This is a genomic window from Pelagicoccus sp. SDUM812003 (assembly GCF_031127815.1).
Taxonomy (GTDB): domain Bacteria; phylum Verrucomicrobiota; class Verrucomicrobiia; order Opitutales; family Opitutaceae; genus Pelagicoccus.
On record NZ_JARXHY010000002.1, the window covers coordinates 287,324 to 308,282 of the forward strand.

Consider the following 20,959-nt stretch of genomic DNA (forward strand, 5'->3'; position numbering starts at 1 on the left):
TAATCGAACGCCTACGCGCCTCCCAGCAAGACATGCCTCAACTGTCCGTGCAGTCCGTTATCTCTTGCCAACGCCTCGAATCCATCGAGGGAGCGAGTCTTGCCCTGCCGTCGCCCGAGCACGCGTTCACGCATCTTCAGTTTCGGCGCTTCGCCGGCTGCCCGATTTGCCACCTTCACCTGCAGCAGTTCGCGGCCCGTGCGCATGAGATTTCAAATCAAGGGATCCAAGAGATCGTGTTCTTCCATTCAACCCCGACAGCTTTGCGAAAATACAGCAAAGCGCTGCCCTTCCCGTTGGTGGCCGACTGGCGAAAACGCTACTATCGCAGCTTCGGCGTGGAAGCGTCGCTGATGTCTTTGCTGCATCCGCGAGCCGTCCTCTCCGCCGCGCGGGGCGTTTTGAGAAAAGGCCTCGGTTTATCTCTCAAAGGCGGCCCTCTGGGACTTCCGGCCGACATTTTACTCGATGCCAGCGGGACGGTTCGAGCGGTCAAATACGGGAGGCACGCGGACGATCAATGGAGTGTCGACACCTTGCTGGAGATCGCGAAAAATGCCGTCACGCCGCAGACGGATTGAAACCCACGTTGGCCCGGCCTTCACGACCCCGGCTCGGTTTCGGCTGGCGCTTGGGTCCGGGCCTGCAGGTCTGCCACCGCCTGCTTGATTTGCTCGGGACGCGTCCAGGGGATGAAGTGGTTGGCCCCACTCAGCATGCGAAGGTCGACCGGGGCGTTGAGAAATTTGCGTTTCACGTAGTCCGCGTTTCCCGGCGGCACCAGCTCGTCGCGATCCCCCTGCAGCACGATAGTCGGACACCGAATCTCAGAAAGCTCCTTCTCCAGCAGTTCCAGCTCCGATCGGTGCGGGAAAATCTCGTCGTTGCTGTTGCGCCACGCCCGCGAGAGCCCCCACCTAAAGAGCGGAAACTTCGCCAAATAGTTGTACCACTTTAGCTCCTCCAATTCCGGATCCATAGACGGCGCCACCAGAACCAGTCCGCGCGCCGCATTGGGAAAGTCGACCGCCAGACGAGCTACCACCGGTCCGCCCAGGGAATGCCCCACCCAGATAGCCGGCAGCCCCAGACCCGCTCCCGTCACCGCGTCATGGATACGCCGGGCTTGAATCTCCAGCGACGGCTCGGCCCGCGAAGGGCGGCTCCTGCCAAATCCCGGCCGATCCACGGCAGCCACCGTGTATCGGGAATTCAAGGACTCGTCCGAGAGCATGTGGATGAAATTGTCCCAGCTTCCAGGCGAACCATGTACAAATACCACTGTCGGAGATTGCAGGTCTCCTTTGTACGCAACGAAAATTCGCCCTGTCCCGTCCTCGATCTCCAGGAACTCAGGCAGCGCCTGACCCCTTGCTTCGAAGTGGGCCCTTATCTCTTTCTCCGTCTTTCGAAAACTCATAAACCCGGAAAATCCCGCCACGAGGCCCACCACCAATACAATCGCCACCGCCACCAAAAGCGTCCACCTCGTTCGTTTCCTCATTTCCTTAAACCTCCCGCTCCCTCGAGCCAAACGAAAACCCTATCGCGGAAACTGCCAAACGTTTCCTCAACCATAGTCACGATTGGTACGTTCCCTAAAGGGGCGAAACGATTTTCAGCTTCCCAAATCCTCATTCTTCAGTAAAACCAAGGACGATGACCGGCATCAAATCCATAGCAGCTCTACTCATCGCAGCGATCATAAATCCGCTGTGCTGCTGCTTGGAACTCACGGCCGATCAACCTGAGCCTATGGCGGCAGGCGATCACTCCTGCTGCACGACCATGGGCCAAGAGGACGAGGAACAGAGCGACCTCGATCGCCACTCGAGCGACATCTGCCCCCACACCGAGGAAAGAGACGCCCAGATTAGCGAGGCTCCAGACACCCACACGCCAGTTGTCAAAGCGCAGCTCGTCCTCTACACCCTCTTTTCCGCTTTCGAGCAGACAGAGATGGAGCCGCCACTGTCCAAGGTCGCCCGCTTCACGGAGCGAAGCGCCAGCGCTCCGCCATCTGCCGCTTTCACAGAGACGTACTGCGTCTACATGCTTTGATGCTCTAGGGAATCAGTCTCCACAGGAGACTAAATCCATGGGATAATCGAGGGCTCGATCCAGTCGACGACCCGTACTCCCAAGAAGCCCGTCACTAGCGAATCCCTACCGTGATTCGTCACTCGCACAGCATCAAAACCATGAAAGCTCACACCCTCATTCTCGCCATCGCGAGCTGCCTTTCGCTCACCGCTTATGGACAAGATCCGATTTCACGGCGCGCTCAATCCTTATCGAGCGACCACCTGCTCGGCAGCTACATCCTAGAAGCGCTGGAAAACAATCCTTCCTTGCAAGCCGCGGAAAGCCGCTACGAAGCAGCCCGAGCCTCCATCGACTCCGCCCGGGCCCTGCCCGATCCCAAACTCCAGATCACCCACTTCGTGGAGTCGATCCAAACCCGAACCGGACCGCAGCGTCAGGCCATCTCATTGCAGCAGCCGATTCCCTGGCTAGGCAAGCTCGACCGCATGCGTGACATGGCCCAGGCCGAGTCGGAATCGCTTTGGCACGCCTACGCCCAGCAGCAATTCACGCTGGTCGACGACGTGGCCGAGCAAGGGCTCGAAATCGCCTATCTCGACCAGACCATAGAAATAACACGCCAAAACGTGGCCCTTTTGCGGCGACTCGAGTCGGTGGTGGAAAACAAGGTGAAATCCGGCGGCGAGCTAAGCGATTTGCTGAAACTGCAAGTGGAGATCCAGCGCTTTCAGGACCTCGCGGCGAAACAGGAAACGCAACGCTTCGCTGCAGAAGTCCAACTGGCGAGCCTTCTCGGACGAAACGACGGTCCGGCCGTTTTGAACGCTCCCCTGCGAGAACCCGATCCGATCAGCGCGGACCTCGAACTCTGGCTCTCCACCATCAAGGAACGCTCGCCTCAGCTCGCAATGCTCCGGTCCTTGGAATCAGGCAAATCCGCTCGTGAACGCTTGGCCCAGTACGCCTCCAAGCCGGACTTTTCAGTCGGGGTCAATTACATCCGCACCGGCGACGCTCTCAATCCCGCCACCCCCGGCAGCGGCAAGGATCCGTGGGCGGTGATGGTGGGGGTCTCCTTGCCCATCTGGGGCAAAGCGAACAACGCCATCAGCTTGCGAGCTTCCTTGGAGAAAGAAGCGATCCAAGCGGAAATCCGAAGCCTCGAGCTGCAGCTTGAGAGCGACGGTCGCGCCTGGATCGCCCGACTGGAAGACGCGCAAGATCGTATCCAAAGATACCAGACGCAACTCCTCCCGCTCGCTCGCCAAGCTCAGGAAATCACCGAAGCCGGCTATCAATCAGGAAAAGCCAGCATCCTCGATCTGATCGATAGCGACCGCGCCCTGTTGAGCCTTGAGACCGAATACTGGCGCGTCGTCGCCGATTGCTGGCTCGCCCGCTGGAAGCTCGCCACCCTCTCCGGCGGCCTCTGGCTCGACTAACCCCACCCAATCAAAACACACCTACTTTCCTACGATGAAGAACAAAACGTATCCAATTTTCGGAGCAATTCTCGCCGTACTGGCCGCCTTTTTCGTTGGCCGCTGCAGCACCTCGCCTTCCCTATCAGAAAGCGAGCATGCCCACGGCCCCAGCTCCAGCGAAGAGTCGCCAGCTACGATCTGGACGTGCTCTATGCACCCGCAAGTCCAACAACCCGAACCTGGCGACTGCCCCATTTGCGGCATGGACCTCATTCCCCTCGTGAACGATGACGACTCGGGAGCTGGACCTCGCTCCATGAGCATGAGCGAAAGCTCTCGAGCCCTTGCCGACATCCAAACCACCGCCGTGCAGCGGCGATTCCCTGAAGCGGAGATTCGTCTCGTGGGCAAGCTTGACTACGATGAAACCCGAGTGAAGTCCCTCACCGCCCGTTTTCCCGCACGCATCGATGAACTCTTCGTCAACTTCAACGGCGTTCCAGTGAAAAAAGGCGACCACCTCGCTCGCGTCTACAGTCCAGAGCTTCTCACCGCCCAAAGCGAACTCCTCACCGCTTATCGTTACGATCCTGAAAGCGCCGCCACTCGATCCGCCCGTGAGAAGCTGCGCCTCTGGGACCTGCTTCCCGAGCAGATCGACGCCATCATCGACCGGGGTGAAGCCAAAGACCATTTCGAGCTCAAAGCCCCCATCTCAGGCGTGGTCGTCAACAAGAACGTCAACGAGGGCGACTATATCAAAACCGGGCAACCGCTTTTCCGTATTGTCGATCTCAATACGCTTTGGCTACGTCTGGAGGCTTATGAATCGGATCTGCCATGGATTCGTTTCGGCCAGACCGTGAACTTCACCGTAGAAGCCTATCCGGGAGAAACCTTTCAAGGACAAGTCGCATTCATCGATCCAGAGCTCGATCGAAAAACACGCACTGTTTCCGTGCGCGTCAACGTAGATAACGAAGCTCGCAAACTGAAGCCTGGCATGTTCGCCAAAGCCATCGCTCGCTCCCGCGTGGCCCAAGCGGGAAACGTCTACGCCCCGGAATTCGCTGGCAAGTGGATCAGTCCCATGCATCCGGAAATCGTAAAAGATGGCCCCGGCCAATGCGACGTCTGCGGTATGGACCTCGTACCGGCCGAGGAGCTGGGCTACGTGGAAGATCCCGATGCCAAACCGCCACTGGTCATTCCCAGCTCCGCAGTGCTCCGAACCGGCAAGCGGGCTGTAGTATATATCGAGAAACCGAATACAGAGCGGCCGACCTACGAAGGGCGAGAAATCGAAATCGGTCCACGAGCTGGCGATGTGTTTGTCGTAGAAAGCGGGCTCTCCGAAGGTGACCGCGTGGTTACGAACGGAGCCTTTAAGATCGATTCAGCCCTACAGATTTCCGCCAAGCCCAGCATGATGAACCCGGAGTCATCGCCGGATGGTCTCAGCGAACATCAAACGTCAGAAGAGACTGCTTCCGAACATCTCCACCTTGAACCCGAAATCGCTAAGCAAACCTTGCCTCACTATTTCGAGCTTCAACAATCGCTCGCCAACGATGATCTTGAGGCAGCGCGGGCAGCGCTCAGCGACATGATGAAGATCACCGGTCACCAAGGGCCGTTGCCGGACTTGATTCACCAAATGCTTGCAGCAGATTCGCTGGACGGTCTGCGACGTCCCCACTTTGAAACGCTCTCGATGGCATATATAGAAGCGGTGTCGCAAAATCCGGACGCGTTCGAGGATACTGTCTACCAAATGCATTGTCCCATGGTGTATCCAGATCGTGGAGCCGATTGGCTGCAAGCTTCTGACGACCTAAAGAACCCGTACTTCGGCTCCATGATGCTGACCTGCGGTTCGCTCACAAACGAATACTAACGGATGATCACCACAAACTCTATCTGGGAAATCGTTAGAAAGACCAAATGATCAACAAACTCGTTCGTTTTTGCCTGGAGAACAAGCTGGTGGTTTTTCTATTGACCATCGGCATGATTCTCTGGGGCGTCATGGTAGCGCCTTTCGATTGGAAAATCGATTCTCTGCCCCGCGATCCAGTACCAGTCGATGCCATACCGGATATCGGCGAGAACCAGCAGATTGTATTCACAAACTGGATGGGGCGTTCGCCACAGGACATCGAAGATCAAATCACTTATCCGCTTACGACTGCGTTGCTCGGACTGCCGGAGGTCAAAACCATTCGCAGCTACTCGATGTTCGGCTTCTCCTCGATCTACATAATCTTCAAGGAGGAGGCGGAGTTCTATTGGACTCGGAGTCGAATTTTAGAAAAGCTCAATAGCCTTCCATCCGGAACGCTGCCCGAGGGCGTTCAGCCCCAACTTGGACCAGACGCGACCGCCCTGGGTCAGGTTTTCTGGTATACGCTCGAAGGATACACGCCGGACGGAAAGCCTTCCGGCGGCTGGGATCTCAACGAACTGCGATCCACCCAGGACTGGTATGTTCGCTACGCCTTGCAGGGCGTCGATGGAGTGTCGGAAGTCGCGTCGATTGGCGGGTTCGTCAAGGAATACCAAGTCGACGTCGATCCCGATGCCTTGCGTACCTACAATATCGCATTGCACGAGGTCTTCAACGCTGTGCGGGGCAGCAATCTCGATGTGGGCGCTCGAACCATCGAGATTAACTCCGCCGAATACGTCATACGGGGTCTCGGTTTCATCGAGTCATTGGATGACTTGCGGCAAACCGTAATCACGCAGCGAGAGAACGTGCCAGTCACCTTAGACCAAGTAGCGGAAATTGAATTCGGCCCTGCCCTTCGACGAGGAGCGCTGGACAAAGCAGGCGCTGAGGCCGTAGGTGGCGTGGTGGTCACACGCTATGGCGAAAACCCTCTCGCTGTCATAAAACGGATCAAAGAGAAGATTGATGAGATCTCTCCTGGCTTGCCTAAAAAGACCTTGCAGGACGGCACCGAAAGCCAAGTTCGCATCGTTCCGTTCTATGATCGAACCGGATTGATCTACGAAACGCTCGGTACGCTGGAAAACGCGGTACGTCAGCAAATTCTGGTTACAATCATCGTCGTCGTACTGATGGTCATGCACTTGCGAAGCGCCGCCCTGATTTCAGGCGTCCTGCCTCTTGCGGTTCTCTTTTCCTTCATCGGCATGAAACTCTTCGGCATCGATGCCAACGTGGTGGCCCTTTCAGGTATCGCTATCGCCATCGGCACCATTGTCGATATGGGAGTCGTATTGATAGAAAACATACTGAAGCACCTTGATCGAGATGCCCAGGAACGAGGAATTGGCACAAGGCGAACGGCGAAGGAATCCCTCGAGCTCGTCTATCAAGCCTGTTCGGAGGTGAGCGGTGCTGTGGTGACGGCTGTTCTCACGACAGTGATCAGTTTCCTACCCGTATTCACGATGGTCGCGGCGGAAGGAAAGCTGTTTCGCCCACTCGCTTACACGAAAACGTTTGCCTTGATAGGTTCGATAGTGGTCACGCTCACCATCGTTCCCGTGCTGGCGAACCTAATAATAGCCAGTCGCAAACGTCGCAGCTCCCTTACCGGAAAAGAACGCGACCAGTCCGAGCAATCTACTCAATCACGCTTAGGAGCTGTATCCAGATTCTTAAAACGCAATGCGAGGATCATGATCAGCATCGCTGTAGCAATCGTCACAGCGCTTTATCTGGCAGCAGATTGGAGGCCGCTTGGAGTAGACCAAACGCTTGCCAACGCAGTCTTCACGATTCTCATCATAGGCGGGCTCATCGCAGCTGTCCATTTGTTCATTGCGCTCTATCCACGCATACTGAGCGTCTTACTTGAGTTCAAAATCATCATCGTCGGTATTGCGATAGTCGCCCTCGTCGCGGGCGTTAACATCTGGTCCAAGCTAGGCCGGGAATTCATGCCTCCGCTCGACGAAGGTTCCTTTCTCTTCATGCCCACTACCATGACTCACGCATCCATCGGCGAGGTCATGGATGTATTGAAAAAGCAAGACATGGCGATCAACGCGATACCTGAAGTTGAATCCGCGGTGGGAAAGCTGGGACGAGCCGACAGCGCTCTCGACCCCGCCCCCATTTCCATGATCGAGACGATCATAACCTATAAAAGCGAATACAAGGAGGATCAAAGCGGACGTCTCCTAACCTTCGCCTACGACGCCTCCAAGCAAGAATTCCTTCGCGATGAATCCGGCGAACTCATCCCAGATGAAGACGGGAAACCCTACCGCCAGTGGCGCGATCACATCCAATCGTCCGATGATATTTGGGACGAAATCGTAAAAGCGGCCAACATACCTGGTACGACCTCCGCGCCTAAACTACAACCGATCGCGGCTCGGCTTGTCATGCTGCAAAGCGGCGTGCGGGCTCCCATGGCTTACAAGATCCAAGGTCCCGACCTTGCGACTCTGGAGAAGGTGTCACTGGAGGTGGAGCAGCTGCTAAGACAAGTTCCAAGCATCAAATCCGAAACCGTTTTCGCGGACCGTGTGGTGGGGAAGCCCTATTTGGAGATCGACATCGATCGCGACGCGATCGCCCGCTATGGCATCAAGATCAGTTCCGTCCAGGATGTGATCGAAGTAGCGATCGGGGGCAAGCCGGTCACCTATTCGGTCGAAGGTCGCGAACGCTATCCGATTCGCGTTCGCTACCAACGAGAACTCAGAGACTCGATAGAAGGTATTGAAAACATCCTCGTTGCGGCGCCAGATGGTGTTCAGATTCCGCTAAAACAACTTGCCTCCATAAACTACCTACGCGGACCGCAAGTCATCAAAAGCGAGAACACCTCCCTGGTTAGCTACGTCATCTTCGATAAGCGACCGGGAATCTCTGAGGTTGAAGTAGTGGAAGAGGCCAACGCATTTCTCCAAGCCAAGCTCGATTCCAGGGAATGGCAGCTACCGACTGGCGTATCCAAACCTGTGGCCATCGGTTCCTACGAAAACCAGGTGCGAGCCCAGAAAACGTTGATGGTCGTGCTTCCGCTCGCGCTCCTTTTGATCTTTCTCATCATCTACCTTCAGTTCCGAAAAGTCTCCGTTACCTTTATCATCTTTTCCGGAATTCTATTCGCTTGGTCAGGGGGGTTCATTCTGATTTGGCTGTACGGGCAGGACTGGTTCCTTAACGTTCATGTATTCGGCGTTAACCTACGCGAGCTTTTCCAAATCGGCACCATCAATTTGAGCGTCGCTGTCTGGGTCGGTTTCCTAGCCCTATTCGGAATAGCCACCGACGATGGCGTGCTCATGTCGACCTATCTGGAACAGCAGTTCAACGAGAACAAATTTTCCGAGAAGGCTAAGATTCGACGTCATGTCGTCGAAGCGGCTAATCGACGAGTTCGACCCGCTATGATGACCAGCGTCACCACTATTCTAGCCCTGCTTCCGGTGCTTACCTCTTCCGGGCGCGGCTCCGACGTCATGGTCCCCATGGCCATACCCACTTTTGGCGGCATGCTTCTCTCCATCGTCACCATCTTCGTGGTTCCTGTACTCTACTGCGGCTTGCAGGAGCTCAAACTGAAATTCGCCAAACATTAGCCAAACGTCACGTATCCAAATGAAAAACACACTACGCTTTTCTATCTCGGCTTTCTTCGCCCTTTCACTCGCCTTTTCGGCTGTGCCTCCGGCAAAAGCCGGTTCGCTGGTCGATTCGCTGCTCGACGCCTACCTGACCATCCAAAGCGGACTCGCGGCTGACGATCTCTCCACTGCCCACGAAGCCGCCTTGCACTACATCTCCGCGTTCGATTCGGCATCCGATTCGATCAACCGCGAAAAGCTCCAAGCTCACGCGGAAGCCATCGCCAGCGCCAGCGACATCGAAACAGCCCGCAAAGCCTTCGCGTCGCTTACCTATCAGGTGATCGATCTGGTCAACTATATGGGAGCTAGATCGGACGCTCCGGTCTACATGGCAAATTGCCCCATGGCATTCGGTGGCGAAGGTGGTCAATGGCTGCAAAAGGGTGAAACCTTGGCTAATCCCTACTTCGGATCTCAGATGCTCCGCTGCGGTTCCCTTGGCAAACAAATCGCCGGCCGGAATAAGGCCACTGGTCAACATCCAAGCGATGGCAATCTACCCGCAACTGCCGCCTGCGGCATGCAAGCGGACTCCTGCCAGATGAACTGTTGCCAATCGGAAAACGAATAAAACACACCCTGCCGCCCTCTTTTTCTATTAATCACCAACCAAAACTCACCAACTCCAACAAAAACTAAATTATGAAAGCACTCATCATATCACTCATCGCCTCTTTCGCAGCCGTATCCACACTTCACGCGCACTGCGGCACATGTGGCGTCGGCGACGAAAAACATGCTGATTCGGAGGATAAACATGCAAAATGCTACCAAGGCACCATGGACGGCTATTTCTCCATCCAAAAAGCCCTTGCCGGCGACGATCTCGCCGCTGCAAAGAACGCTGCGTCTACTCTCCTCTCGGATATGGAAAATTCCGAATGCTCCATGGATGGTGGAGATTGCTGCGCCGAATACAACGCAGCCGCAGAAAAGATAACCAAGGCCAGCGACATCAAAGCGGCCCGCTCCGCCTTCAAGTCGTTCTCAGACGCCTTGATAGCCCAAGTCGAATCCCACGGTAGCGAAAATGCAGCTTATCTGATGCACTGCCCCATGGCGTTCAACAACAAAGGAGCAAGCTGGCTGCAGGACAATGCCGATCTGAAAAACCCGTACTACGGCTCCATGATGCTCGCTTGCGGCGTTCAGAAGGCGAGCTTTGGCGAGCAGGGCAAAAAGAAGGGCCACAGCGGTCACCAACACTAATCTTCCTACACTCGAGCGGCGTGCGGCGACTGCTGCCCGCCGCTTCGATCAGTCATTCGCCAAAACTTCGCTTGGTCATCGACAGCGTAGCTCTTCGTCGAAAGCACGCTGCGCAACCATCTCGTGGATACAGTCGTTGGACTCGCGCCCGCCTTTGGATTGCTATCCTGCGGGCTCGACTCCCTTCTCGTCTGAACGTTTGAACGTGGCTCAACGCCTTTAGCAGACTAGGAGAAGATCGCGATTGAAGCGAACAGCGCCACAAACACCAATAGGATAAACGTCAGTCCAGTGCTAAGCGAGGCTCGCTCCAGGTCCGGATTGAAACGATCGCGCGGACCCTTGTTCACTCCAAACCATGCCCGTGGATTGCCAAAATTGCGCGCTAAAATCGAAGCGATTCCATCTCGAGTCTTAGCACCCGCGGCGAAAAAGGCGTTCACCGGCTTGACCAACACTGCCTGAGCCACGGGAGCTCCGCGACGATAGAACCAGTCCGTGTCGAGCGCGATGTAAGGCTCGCCTGCCAGCTTCGCTCGCAGCACCCAGAAGCCGATAAAGGTGAAGGTCAGGATCTGCGTCGCCTCCACCAGGTGATAGGCGGTGTACGGATGGTATTCCGCATCAAAGGGAAGGAGCACGTAGAGAGCATGTGGATACACGCCAAAGAACGTGCAACCGAACGCGACCAACCCCATGGCGATGTACATGTTGCCTGGAATAGGCTTCACTTCGAGCTTCTGATCTTTACCCCAGAATGTGAATACAGGAATCTTAAGGCCCGTGTGCAGGAAGGTACCGACTGATGCCAGCAGTAGTCCTAGCATAATTACATAGTGGTGGGCTTCACCCGCCGACGAGACAATCATCGACTTGCTGATAAATCCATTGAAAAGCGGGAAACCGGAGATCGAAAACGCCCCGATCATAAAGAGCCAAACCACCGCCCGCATCTTGGGCGCCAATCCGCCGAGGTCGCTAAGCCTGCTGACACCGGTCGCCTGAATAACCGCGCCCGCTCCCATAAACAGAAGCGCCTTGTAGAGGATGTGGCTAAACGCGTGCGCCGCAGTACCATTCATCGAAAGCTCCGTCCCGATCCCCACTCCGGTGACCATATACCCGACCTGACTTATGATGTGGTAGGCGAGAATCTGTCGAATGTCGTTGGCCAACACAGCGTAGACCACGCCATAGAGCGCCATGAACAATCCCATGTAAATCAACAGATCCCAACCGGCGAACAAGACGAGTAGCACGTAAACCGCCGATTTCGTAGTGAGCGCGCTCATGAAGATCGCGCCCGTGACCGTCGCCTTCGGATACGCGTCAGGCAACCAGGGATGCAAGGGCGGCAAAGCCACGTTGAGGGCGACGCCCGCCAATACGAGCCACGCTGCCAGCCCCATGTCGGGCGTCAGAGCCTGCAAGGTGAGCGTGCCTGTCTGGCCGTACAACAAGATGATGCCGCCAAATAGCAACGAACCGCCGGCTACGTGAACGAGAAGGTAGCGAACGCCAGCTCGGATCGATGCCGCTTCGCGTCTCGCGAATACCAGCCAAGCCGAGGCTACTGCCATCAGCTCCCAATAGAGCAACAGCGTGAGGAAATCGCCCGCTAGGGTCACGCCAAGAGCCCCAGCGGCGTAGAGAGTCGCCGCGACCTGTTGCCCACGGTCGTCCACATGCCAGGCGTACACGCCGGCAATTGAGGAAATGAGCAAGAAGATGATCGCGAAGACGAAATTGACCTTGGTGATCGAATACAGCGTAAGCTCGAAACCAGCCAGACTCGCATGGCCCGAGGAGCCGATCCCCATCGACCATAGCGACCAAAGACCCAGCAAAGGAGCCGCCACGCATACCGCAGCGCGCAGCTTGCCAGGCAGGAATAACACCAGGGCAGCCGCCGCTAGAAGCAAAAAGGAAGGCGCTATCTCAAGCATCGTTCTCCCCCTTGTAGTAGTCTTCCTTCTTCTGGAGCCATGCCTTGCCGAGGAACTTCGAAACCACGATGATCAGGACGCAGCCCACAAACCCGAACATGCAATAGAACAAGGGGATGGAATCCCACGCGTGCGGATGAGGGTGTGGCGGGCCAAAGTACTGCAACACTAGCGAGGCCAGCGTCACCAATCCTAAAAGTATCCAGTGTATCTTCTTCATGGCGCCATCAAGATTTCGTTAGAGGACATAGCCTGCGGCAACTCGCCCATCACCGATTCCACTACGCGGCCTGCGATTTCAAAGAAAGGTAGCGGGAAATCGGGAAACAAGCCGAATACGATAGCCAAGGTTGCCGTAATGCAGAGCGGAACCACCATCCAAGGGGTCGCCTCCCGCTCCGGAAAATGGGCGTCTGGCGCTGCAGGGCGGAAAAAGCCTCGAATCACGATAGGGAAAAAGTATCCCGCATTGAGCAGACCGCTCAGCAGGAAGACCCCCAGAGCCAGGGCATGTCCGGAATCCAGGCTTCCCATGCTCAGCCACCACTTGCTTAAAAAGCCGTAGATCGGAGGAATGCCCGCAAGGCCCAGCGAGCCGATACCGAAAGCGGCAAAGGTCCACGGCATTCGCCGACCCAGTCCGTCGAGCTGTGAAATTTCCGTCTTGTGGGAGTGCACGATGATTGCCCCCGCGCAAAAGAAGAGAGTGATCTTCATCACCGCATGCGCCGACAAATGCATGAGACTGCCGGTCAACGCCGCTGGTGAAGCGAGGGCGGCGCCCATAACGATATACGACAGGTGCCCGACCGTTGAATACGCCAGCCGCTTCTTCAAATTGTCCTGGCGAAGGGCGATCAAGGAGGCCAGCAGGATGGTGGCGCCTGCGAACAAGGCCAGCAGCACGTCTAAACCATGGGTCCGCATCATTTCCGGACCGAATACGAATCCGGTCACGCGGAGCACGCCGAAGGCTCCAGATTTCACTACGGCCACCGCGTGTAGCAAGGCGCTCACCGGAGTTGGGGCCACCATCGCAGCCGGAAGCCAGCTGTGCAGCGGCATCACACCGGCCTTCACGCCCACTCCCACCATAAAAAGCAGGAAGAGCAGCTTAAGTTCGCCCTCTCCAAACGCCCCTTCGGGAATGAGACCACCGGCGGTGAAGCTAATGTCGCCCACCCGCACGTTTACCCACACCGTGGCCGCGAGAAACATCAAACCGGCCGTCAGGGCATAGCCAAGGTACATACGACCGGAACGAATCGCGTCGGGCGACTCCTTGTGCACGACAAGCGGATAGGTCGCCAAAGTGAGCAGCTCGTAGAAAATGAGAAACGTGATCAGGTTGTCGGAGAAAGCGATGCCGAGCGTCGCCGACAAGCTAAGAGCAAAGCTAGCGAAAAACCGGGTCTGCTTCTTCTCGTGATGCCCCCGCATGTAGCCGAGCGCGTAGGCGGTCGTCACGATCCAGAGCCCAGAGGCAACCAGAGCGAATAGCACGCCCAAGGGATCCGCCACCAGCCTCAAGCTCACACCGGGCACGATCTCCAGTAGCGTCAGCCCGACCGATTCGCCGCGCAGGGCTCCCGGCACTAGAGTGAGCACAAAAGCGAACTTGACCCCGGCCGCTAGGAAACTCCAAGCCTCGCGCAGGTTCGGTTTCCGCGAGCTGAGCAGAATTGCTGGTATCGCCGCCATGGATACAAGCACGGCAAGCAAGGGCACCAGAGAGTAGTTTGAAAGCGCTTCAGTCGTCATGGGATCAGAATCCTGGCAACATGGGGCTAATGAACTTCGATACGATGACTACGTTGCCGAAACCAAGTACCAGAAGAGAGAGGGCTAGAGCGAGCGTCGACACGCTCATCACTATCGGGAGGCGAGAGCTTTCAGACGCGGTCTCCGACTCGTCGTCTTTGCCGAGGTACATCTTTTCGAGCACTCGGAAGAAATAAACCGCGTTGAGCAAGCTGCTGATCACAATCACGACGATTATCGCCCAACTGCCCTGTTCGTAGCTGCCTAGAAGCAGGTACCACTTGCTGAAGAATCCAGCGGCCGGCGGGAGTCCGATCATCGAAATCGATGCCAACGCGAAACAAGCGCAGGTCACTGGCATCTTGCGGCGAAGCGAAGCGTTGAGCCCCTTGATGGAAATCCCATGGCCCTGACGCTCCAGATTCGCGGTCACCAGAAAAAGACAGGCCTTCATCACCGCGTGGTTGATCACATGCAGCACAGCTCCGATATAGCCGTAAGGAGTCGCTAAGCCGAAACCGACCGCGATGTACCCGATCTGAGCCACGCTACTATAGGCCAGCATCCGTTTAAGGTTGTCTTGGGCGATCGCCATCACAGAGCCCCAGATGATGCCCACAGCTCCGAGCGCAAGCACCACGTCGAACACCCGCAAATCGACCGCCAAGGCTTCGTAAGGCAGCACCTCGTATCCGAGCCGCAGCAATGCGTAGGCCGCTACCTTGGTTCCGAGCGGAGCCACCAGAGCCGTGCTGGTCGCAGGGGCGTTGGTATACACGTCCGGTAGCCAGTAGTGCAGCGGCAGGAGGGCCATCTTGATGCCAAGTCCTACTAAAATGAATACAACCGCCAAGACGGTGGAAGAATCGAGGCCCGTCACCCGCAGGATTTCAGCCACGTCGCCCATGTTCAGCGAACCGGTGTTCGCCAGCAACAGACCGATACCCAGCAAGTAGAAAGACGCTCCAATCGTGCCGATGATCAGGTAGCGGAAGGAAGAGAGAGCGGCCTTGGGGCTGCCGCATCCGAGCACCGCATAACCTGCCAAGGCGCTGATTTCGAGAAAGACGTACAAGTTGAACAAGTCACCCGTTCCCACGATCCCGCTGAATCCGGCCAACAGCAGCAGCGCCGACGCATAGTACGGCATGATGCTACGCCCGCCGACATCCCTCTCCACGGACTCACGCGAGTGCAGCAATACGAAGGCGGACACCGCCCCAATGGCGAAGGTGAAGAAACAGGACAAGGGATCCGCGATCAGCTCGATTCCGATCGGCGGCGCCCAATTTCCCATCTCGTAGTGGATCGGTCCCTGGGTCGCCGTCAGCCAAAGACCGTAACCGCCTAGACAAGCGACCACCGTGCTTCCCAGCCAAGCTAGGGTCGCAGGCAGTCCACGTGCGATCTTGCCCGCCAAGGGCATGAGCAGGGCGAGAAACAGATAGAGAAGAATGGGGAGTGCCGGCAGGTGCTGAGCGATCATTTAGATGCCTCCTGCTGAATCTTTTCCTCATCCAGGCTACCGTAGCCGCCGTAGACGCGTATCAGAAGAGAGAGGGCGACTCCCACTGTGGCCACTCCCACTACGATTGCTGTGAGCATCAACGCGTGCGGCAACGGATTCATGTAAGCGTCTGCCTGCTCCAGCGAAATAGTCGGATCCTTCACCGGCACGGTTCCGCCCTCCTTGTAGGCGAGCAATATGAAAAAGAGAATGATCGCCGCCTGGAAGACAGTCATCCCGATCACCTTCTTCACGTAGTTGCGTTTAAGCAGCATCCCATACAAGCCCACCGTCAACAGCAGGAAGCACATCAGATACGCCGAATAGTCTCCGAAAAAAACCGTCATCGTTCGCTCTCCTCTTCCCTATCCGTCAACGCGTCGAAAATCGACACCAGCACTGACATCACCGCCAGGGCTACACCAAGCTCGATCACCAGAATCCCCCAGTAGTGCATAGATTCGGGGGAAAGTCCGATCGAAGGCCCCGCGTCGTACTGCAGGAATTTACCACCAAAAAACATGCCGATCAGTCCAACGCCTCCGAAAATCCAAGCTCCGATCGCTCCGATTCCCAAGGCCGAACCCGAAGCCAAATCGCCTTGGCTCGCTTCGCGGCCCTCACCGATTCGCAACAGGATAACCGCCGACGCCAGCAAGGCGCCGCCTTGGAAGCCTCCCCCAGGACTGTAGTGTCCGTGAAAGACCACATAGAGTGCGAATACTTGGATCAGACGCGCCATATAGCGACAGGCCAACCGCACGACCGGACTTACATCTACCCCGCTCACGAATCGCGCCTCCCCCTTAAGATCAGCAAGCAAGCCGCTCCGGCCGCGAAGACCACTACCGTCTCGCCGAAGGTATCGAAACCACGATAGTCCGCTAGCACTACCGTCACGATATTGTCGGTGTGAGCGTCCTTGTACGAGTTGCGGATGTAGTGGGTACCCGCCGTCGGGCTGCCCGCTGCGCTTTCGTCTAGATGCAGGGGTTCATCCACCGATCCGCGCGGCGGCAGGTCGCGCACCACGTAAACCAGGGAAAAAAAGAATCCCGCCAAAATCAGGTACTGTAGCGCCTTCAATCGTCCGTCCTCCTTGTCGTTCGCAATATCATCGCTATGAAGTAAACACCGAGAACTCCGGCTCCGACGACCGCTTCGGTGAAGCCGACATCAACCGCGCCCATCTCGATAAAAAGCAACGCTATCACGAAACTGAAAACAGAAGTCGTGACCGCCGCGGCCAGCAAATCCTTAACGTTGATGGCGATCAAGGCCGAGACCACCAGAAAGGCGTAGAGAAGAAACTCGATGAAGGTGTTCATCGTTTGGAATCCTCCTTGTTGTCACGGCCTTCTTCCGCCTGCCAGGGCTTCAAGCCTCTTTTCCAAGCCGCTCTGCCGAGAGCGTGAGCCGCCACCGGATTGGTCAGCATGATGAACAGACCGGCCAACAGGACCTTGGCCGAGTCGAGCGTCACTCCCGCGAAAACCGCTATCCCGATCAAAGCCACAATCACCCCGACAGTATCTACCTTGCTGGCAGCGTGCGTCCGGGAGAAAAAGTCCGGCAGCCGCACCAGCCCGATGCTTCCGACCAGCATTCCAAGCAAGCCTACTAGAATCAAAGCGTATCCGATGATCTCTCCGATGCTCATCAGTCGTCCTCCTTTTTGAGACGGAAGTACTCCGCCATGGCGATTCCGCCGATGAAGTTTAGAAACGCATAGCCCAACGCGATGTCCACGAACATCGACAGCCGATCGTACATCAGGCCCAGAAGGAGGATCAGCACGATGGCCTTGCCTCCGATCGCTCCGATGGAAAGCAAGCGATCGAACACCGTCGGCCCCTTGATCAAGCGATAAAACGGAATCGCCAAGGCCACGATGAAAAGGAGGATTATCAAATTGGTTACGCCAGTCATCGCTTGGTTTCCTCGCCGCTGCTAACCGGCAGCTCCTCGATTGATATCTCCGCGTCGCTCTCGCTGAGGCGAGCGGCCTTGCGAGCCATCTCGCCGTTCAGGACGTCTTGGGCTGTGATGGGAGTCAGAGCATGCACCACGAACTCGTCGCCCTCTAGATCCACTGTCAGGGTCCCGGGAGTCAGCGTGATCGAGTTCGCGAAAATCGCCGCGTTGACCTGGCTGGGCATCGGGCAGCGAAAGCGAAACACGCGGGGTTTGATCTCCGATTGCGGCCCCAGAATCCGACAGGCCACATACCATGCCGAAGCCAGCATTTGCCAAAGCAGCCAGAACGAATAGAAAAACGCGGCCACGGGTCGGATTCCACGTTCGCCGCTTTTTCGAAACGCCGGCAGACGGGACTGCAGCCAAAACAACAAGCCTACCGAAAGAGCTCCCACGCCGAGGTGGAACGCGTCCATCTTGCCGCTGAACAAGGCCCACGCGGCAAACAAGCCCAAGGCGATGCTCCAAGGCATCCTGCTTCGCTGAATAGCGTTCCTATCAGTCGATTCGCTCATGCCGACTACGCTGCCCTGCCCTCCAACGAGACGTCATCCGACGCGAAGTAGCGACACCCTTTCCAAACGAACTGATTGTTTCTCTTCATGGCAAATATACGGAAGCGAGAGACGCAGTCAGCACCCGTAAACCGCAGCCCACCGGCGAAAGCTCTCTAGCGAATGGATCGCTTTTCTTTAGCTCCCGACGATCTTGTCAACTCAAACAGTTCTTTTTTCTAGCTCTCCGTTAGACCTGAACGACTCAATTCCAGTATCCAACAAACGTATACAAAGCGTAAACCCTCCATCTGCAGAAGGTGGTCAAGCGATGAAAAGCGCGGCCCATCGCCCCCCCCCCAACGCGACTTAGCTTGATGGGACGAAGGAAATGAAAGCCCTTCGCTGAGCCGAGCCTACGAAGCGCTTCGAGTCTGCAGGATCTACCCACAGGCCAAGAAAGGTCCTCACTCGAAGTTTCACGCGGCAAGGGGTTGCGTCGCCGGAGGGCGATCGCTAAGGTTCGCGTAAATTTGCCAAATCCATCTTCCATGCAGTTCCTAACCACTCTGCCTCTCGCCGCCTCCGCCAACGTCTCGCCGATCCTATCCGACCTCGCATGGATCATGCTCGCCGCTTCCGTAGCGGCCTTGATCAGCAGCCGCATCAAGCTGCCTTCGCTTCTCGGCTATCTGTTCGCCGGCTTCTTCCTCGGACCTAACCTAGGGCTCTGGCCGCCCATCGTCACGCTCTCCAACGTGCAGGATCTCAGCGAGCTCGGCGTGGTGTTTCTCATGTTCTACATCGGACTTGAGTTCAACATGCAAAAGGTGCGCAAGGTCTTCGCCCCGGCTGGCACGGCGCTGGTGCTGCAGACCTTGCTGATGCTCTTCATCGGCGTGCAAGCGAGCTCCTGGCTCGGTCTTTCCACCATGGACGGCTGGTTTCTCGGAGGGCTGCTATCCATCAGCTCCTCCATGGTATCCGTAAAGCTGATGCGCGAGAACGGCTCCTTCAATCGCCAGCATGGGCAGCAGGCGGTCGGCATCCTGGTCTTCGAAGACATCCTCGCCATCCTGCTACTGGTTCTGCTCAACGGTATGGCATCGTCAGGCTCCTTCGACTACGCCAAGCTCGGCCAAACCGCCTTCTTCATCGGTCTATTCATCGTAGCGGTCTTTCTGATCGGAACGCTCGGCGCCAAGCGGCTGGTGCGGGTCCTGGAAACCCGCGGAACCACGGAAATGATCACCATGGCCACGCTGGGCCTCATTTTCGGCGTCAGCCTGATCGCTGAGCAGTTCCAGTTCTCCTGGGCGCTTGGCGGCTTTCTAGCCGGAGCGATTCTCCCGACAGCCGGTCTAGGGCACCGCATCGAAAGCCTCACCGAACCGCTGCGCGATCTCTTCTGCGCCTTGTTCTTCGTGACCGTCGGCATGCTGATCGAACCCCAGAAGCTTTGGGAAAACGCCACCGCCATCCTCCTCCTCTCCGCCGTGGTCATCGTCGGCAAGTTCGCCGCCTGCTGGCTGGGACTTTTCGTGGCAGGACAGCATGCCGATGTCGCCGGTCGGGCCTCGCTCATCAAATCGCAGATCGGCGAGTTCTCCTTCGTCATCACCGCGATCGGAGCCAAGTACGGGGCTACATCGCCCGAGCTCCAGTCCATCGCTTCAGGAGTGGCCTTCGTCACCATCCTGCTCACCCCCGTTCTCATCGGCAGCGAAAAGGCCATCCTCGGAGCCATCGAACGCTCCGCGCCAAAAGCCCTGAAGGAGTTCACCCAGCTCTACGCTCAATGGCAAGACACCCTGGAAGTCTCCTTCAACCGCAGCTTTCTCAAGCTCGCCAAGAAACCGGTGCTGCGCATCCTGCTCTACTTTCTCATCATCAACGCCATCATCATCGGAGCCGCCCTCGTATCCGCGAAACTGGAGAAACCCGACTTCGTACCTATCAGCGACGGCTACTTCCAGCAGGCTGTCTTTCTCCTCTCTCTCTTGCTGAGCCTTCCCTTCTTCGTGGACACGGTTCGCAGCTTCAACGTGCTGGTGCTTCTGTTCTCGGACGCCGCCCTGAGCCGTCCCTTGTTTCAGCAGTTCTCCAAAGGAGCGTTTCGCAGCGTATTCAACGGATTGATACTATTGCTCCTGCTTTTCGTCTACGGCCTGGTGTTTCTGATCGTGGCGGCTCCCTACTTCCCCACTGGCAGCATCTTCCTGGTCTTCGCGATAGCGGCCTGCATGCTCGGCGTGGTCTTTTGGAAGAATCTGGTGCACATGCACAACAACTGGGAAATGGCCTTCATCCAAGCCATGGAAAACGAGTCCCGCAGCCAGATCGAGAAACGTATCGAAAACAACCTGACAAAGCTGCAGTCCAAGAATCCCTGGAAAGTGGACGTGGAAGCGGTGGACATTCACAAGACGTCCCGCTGGTGCGGAAAGGAGATTCGCGAGATCGACCTGCGCCGGCAGACCGGGGCCACCATCGCTGGAATCGAGCGCAGCGGCTTCGACCTGACCGATCTGATGCCTCACTCCCGCATCTTCCCGCACGACAAGCTGTTTTTGCTTGGCGAACCCCAGCAGATCACAGCCGCTCGCAGCTACCTGAACCAGAAGCGCAGCAGCGACGATGCCGAACCATCGCCTTTCACCTTCTCCAAGGAGAGCGTGCCGCCTTTCAGCCCTTGGGACGGTCTCTCGATCAAGGATACCCACCTACGCTCGGACCATGGCGTCACCATTGTCGGCATCCAGCGTGACGGCCAACGCATCGTGAGCCCGAGCCCGGACCAGCTGCTGCATGTGGGCGACCTGCTGCTGCTCATGGGCTGCGAGGACAAGCTCGCTCAGGTCGGCAAGCTGCTCACCACCGAAGCGGAGCATCGCGAGGAAGCGGTGTCCACCAGCTGACGAGGAGGAACCCTCCCTTTCGAAACGGGGTCCCTCACCACTCGCAGATCGTTCCCCTTTG

General features: G+C 56.9%; 20 protein-coding genes. 8 read left to right on the plus strand and 12 right to left on the minus strand.

The genetic code is table 11. The annotated features are described in order from the left end of the window. The first annotated feature begins 32 nt into the window (after window positions 1–32). Window positions 33–581, plus strand: a complete 549-nt coding sequence (locus tag QEH54_RS03445; RefSeq protein WP_309017225.1) for a redoxin domain-containing protein — start codon at window positions 33–35, stop codon at window positions 579–581. Window positions 582–601: 20 nt separating this feature from the next. Here QEH54_RS03445 and QEH54_RS03450 read toward each other — a convergent pair whose 3' ends face one another. Continuing rightward, a complete protein-coding gene (locus QEH54_RS03450; RefSeq protein ID WP_309017226.1) occupies window positions 602–1,504 on the minus strand; it encodes an alpha/beta hydrolase in 903 nt (300 codons plus the stop codon). 155 nt (window positions 1,505–1,659) lie between these two features. On the opposite strand from QEH54_RS03450, the gene QEH54_RS03455 reads away from it, so the two are divergent. The 6 genes from QEH54_RS03455 (at window position 1,660) to QEH54_RS03480 (ending at window position 10,295) form a co-directional block, all read left to right on the plus strand. Then, a complete protein-coding gene (locus tag QEH54_RS03455) occupies window positions 1,660–2,061 on the plus strand; it encodes a hypothetical protein (RefSeq protein WP_309017227.1) in 402 nt (133 codons plus the stop codon). 110 nt (window positions 2,062–2,171) lie between these two features. Beyond that, on the plus strand, window positions 2,172–3,488 hold the full coding sequence (locus QEH54_RS03460; protein ID WP_309017228.1) for a TolC family protein: 1,317 nt from the start codon (window positions 2,172–2,174) through the stop codon (window positions 3,486–3,488). 34 nt (window positions 3,489–3,522) lie between these two features. Further along, window positions 3,523–5,367 (plus strand): efflux RND transporter periplasmic adaptor subunit, encoded by a 1,845-nt coding sequence (locus QEH54_RS03465; RefSeq protein ID WP_309017229.1) that lies wholly within the window; start codon window positions 3,523–3,525, stop codon window positions 5,365–5,367. 47 nt (window positions 5,368–5,414) lie between these two features. Continuing rightward, complete coding sequence (locus QEH54_RS03470) at window positions 5,415–9,038, plus strand: efflux RND transporter permease subunit (protein WP_309017230.1); 3,624 nt, start codon at window positions 5,415–5,417, stop codon at window positions 9,036–9,038. A 19-nt stretch (window positions 9,039–9,057) separates the two neighbouring features. After that, window positions 9,058–9,657: a DUF3347 domain-containing protein gene (locus tag QEH54_RS03475; protein ID WP_309017231.1), complete on the plus strand. Its 600-nt coding sequence runs from the start codon at window positions 9,058–9,060 to the stop codon at window positions 9,655–9,657. 71 nt (window positions 9,658–9,728) lie between these two features. Then, entirely contained in the window at window positions 9,729–10,295 is a 567-nt protein-coding gene (locus tag QEH54_RS03480) for a DUF3347 domain-containing protein (RefSeq protein WP_309017232.1), read from the plus strand. 227 nt (window positions 10,296–10,522) lie between these two features. Here QEH54_RS03480 and QEH54_RS03485 read toward each other — a convergent pair whose 3' ends face one another. From QEH54_RS03485 to QEH54_RS03535, 11 genes are read right to left on the minus strand one after another with little or no spacing between them, the layout of a single operon-like run. Then, window positions 10,523–12,241, minus strand: coding sequence for a Na(+)/H(+) antiporter subunit D (locus QEH54_RS03485; protein ID WP_309017233.1), 1,719 nt, complete (start codon window positions 12,239–12,241; stop codon window positions 10,523–10,525). Continuing rightward, window positions 12,234–12,461 carry a hypothetical protein gene (locus QEH54_RS03490; protein WP_309017234.1) on the minus strand — a complete coding sequence of 76 codons (228 nt, stop codon included), beginning with the start codon at window positions 12,459–12,461 and terminating at the stop codon, window positions 12,234–12,236. The genes QEH54_RS03485 and QEH54_RS03490 overlap by 8 nt, the downstream gene beginning before the upstream one ends. Further along, complete coding sequence (locus QEH54_RS03495) at window positions 12,458–14,002, minus strand: monovalent cation/H+ antiporter subunit D family protein (RefSeq protein WP_309017235.1); 1,545 nt, start codon at window positions 14,000–14,002, stop codon at window positions 12,458–12,460. The genes QEH54_RS03490 and QEH54_RS03495 overlap by 4 nt, the downstream gene beginning before the upstream one ends. 4 nt (window positions 14,003–14,006) lie before the next feature. Further along, on the minus strand, window positions 14,007–15,488 hold the full coding sequence (locus tag QEH54_RS03500; protein WP_309017236.1) for a proton-conducting transporter membrane subunit: 1,482 nt from the start codon (window positions 15,486–15,488) through the stop codon (window positions 14,007–14,009). Further along, window positions 15,485–15,856 carry a cation:proton antiporter subunit C gene (locus QEH54_RS03505; RefSeq protein ID WP_309017237.1) on the minus strand — a complete coding sequence of 124 codons (372 nt, stop codon included), beginning with the start codon at window positions 15,854–15,856 and terminating at the stop codon, window positions 15,485–15,487. Before QEH54_RS03505 ends, QEH54_RS03500 begins: the two co-directional genes overlap by 4 nt. Continuing rightward, window positions 15,853–16,299 carry an MnhB domain-containing protein gene (locus QEH54_RS03510; RefSeq protein ID WP_309017238.1) on the minus strand — a complete coding sequence of 149 codons (447 nt, stop codon included), beginning with the start codon at window positions 16,297–16,299 and terminating at the stop codon, window positions 15,853–15,855. The genes QEH54_RS03505 and QEH54_RS03510 overlap by 4 nt, the downstream gene beginning before the upstream one ends. Continuing rightward, complete coding sequence (gene mbhE / locus QEH54_RS03515; protein WP_309017239.1) at window positions 16,296–16,595, minus strand: hydrogen gas-evolving membrane-bound hydrogenase subunit E; 300 nt, start codon at window positions 16,593–16,595, stop codon at window positions 16,296–16,298. Before mbhE ends, QEH54_RS03510 begins: the two co-directional genes overlap by 4 nt. After that, on the minus strand, window positions 16,592–16,837 hold the full coding sequence (locus tag QEH54_RS03520; RefSeq protein WP_309017240.1) for a hydrogenase subunit MbhD domain-containing protein: 246 nt from the start codon (window positions 16,835–16,837) through the stop codon (window positions 16,592–16,594). Before QEH54_RS03520 ends, mbhE begins: the two co-directional genes overlap by 4 nt. Then, complete coding sequence (gene mnhG / locus QEH54_RS03525) at window positions 16,834–17,169, minus strand: monovalent cation/H(+) antiporter subunit G (RefSeq protein ID WP_309017241.1); 336 nt, start codon at window positions 17,167–17,169, stop codon at window positions 16,834–16,836. Before mnhG ends, QEH54_RS03520 begins: the two co-directional genes overlap by 4 nt. Then, complete coding sequence (locus tag QEH54_RS03530) at window positions 17,169–17,438, minus strand: monovalent cation/H+ antiporter complex subunit F (protein ID WP_309017242.1); 270 nt, start codon at window positions 17,436–17,438, stop codon at window positions 17,169–17,171. The genes mnhG and QEH54_RS03530 overlap by 1 nt, the downstream gene beginning before the upstream one ends. Further along, on the minus strand, window positions 17,435–17,959 hold the full coding sequence (locus tag QEH54_RS03535) for a Na+/H+ antiporter subunit E (RefSeq protein ID WP_309017243.1): 525 nt from the start codon (window positions 17,957–17,959) through the stop codon (window positions 17,435–17,437). The genes QEH54_RS03530 and QEH54_RS03535 overlap by 4 nt, the downstream gene beginning before the upstream one ends. A 572-nt stretch (window positions 17,960–18,531) precedes the next feature. Between QEH54_RS03535 and QEH54_RS03540 the strand changes: the two genes are divergently transcribed. Beyond that, window positions 18,532–20,898 carry a cation:proton antiporter gene (locus QEH54_RS03540; protein ID WP_309017244.1) on the plus strand — a complete coding sequence of 789 codons (2,367 nt, stop codon included), beginning with the start codon at window positions 18,532–18,534 and terminating at the stop codon, window positions 20,896–20,898. Window positions 20,899–20,959 lie beyond the last annotated feature (61 nt).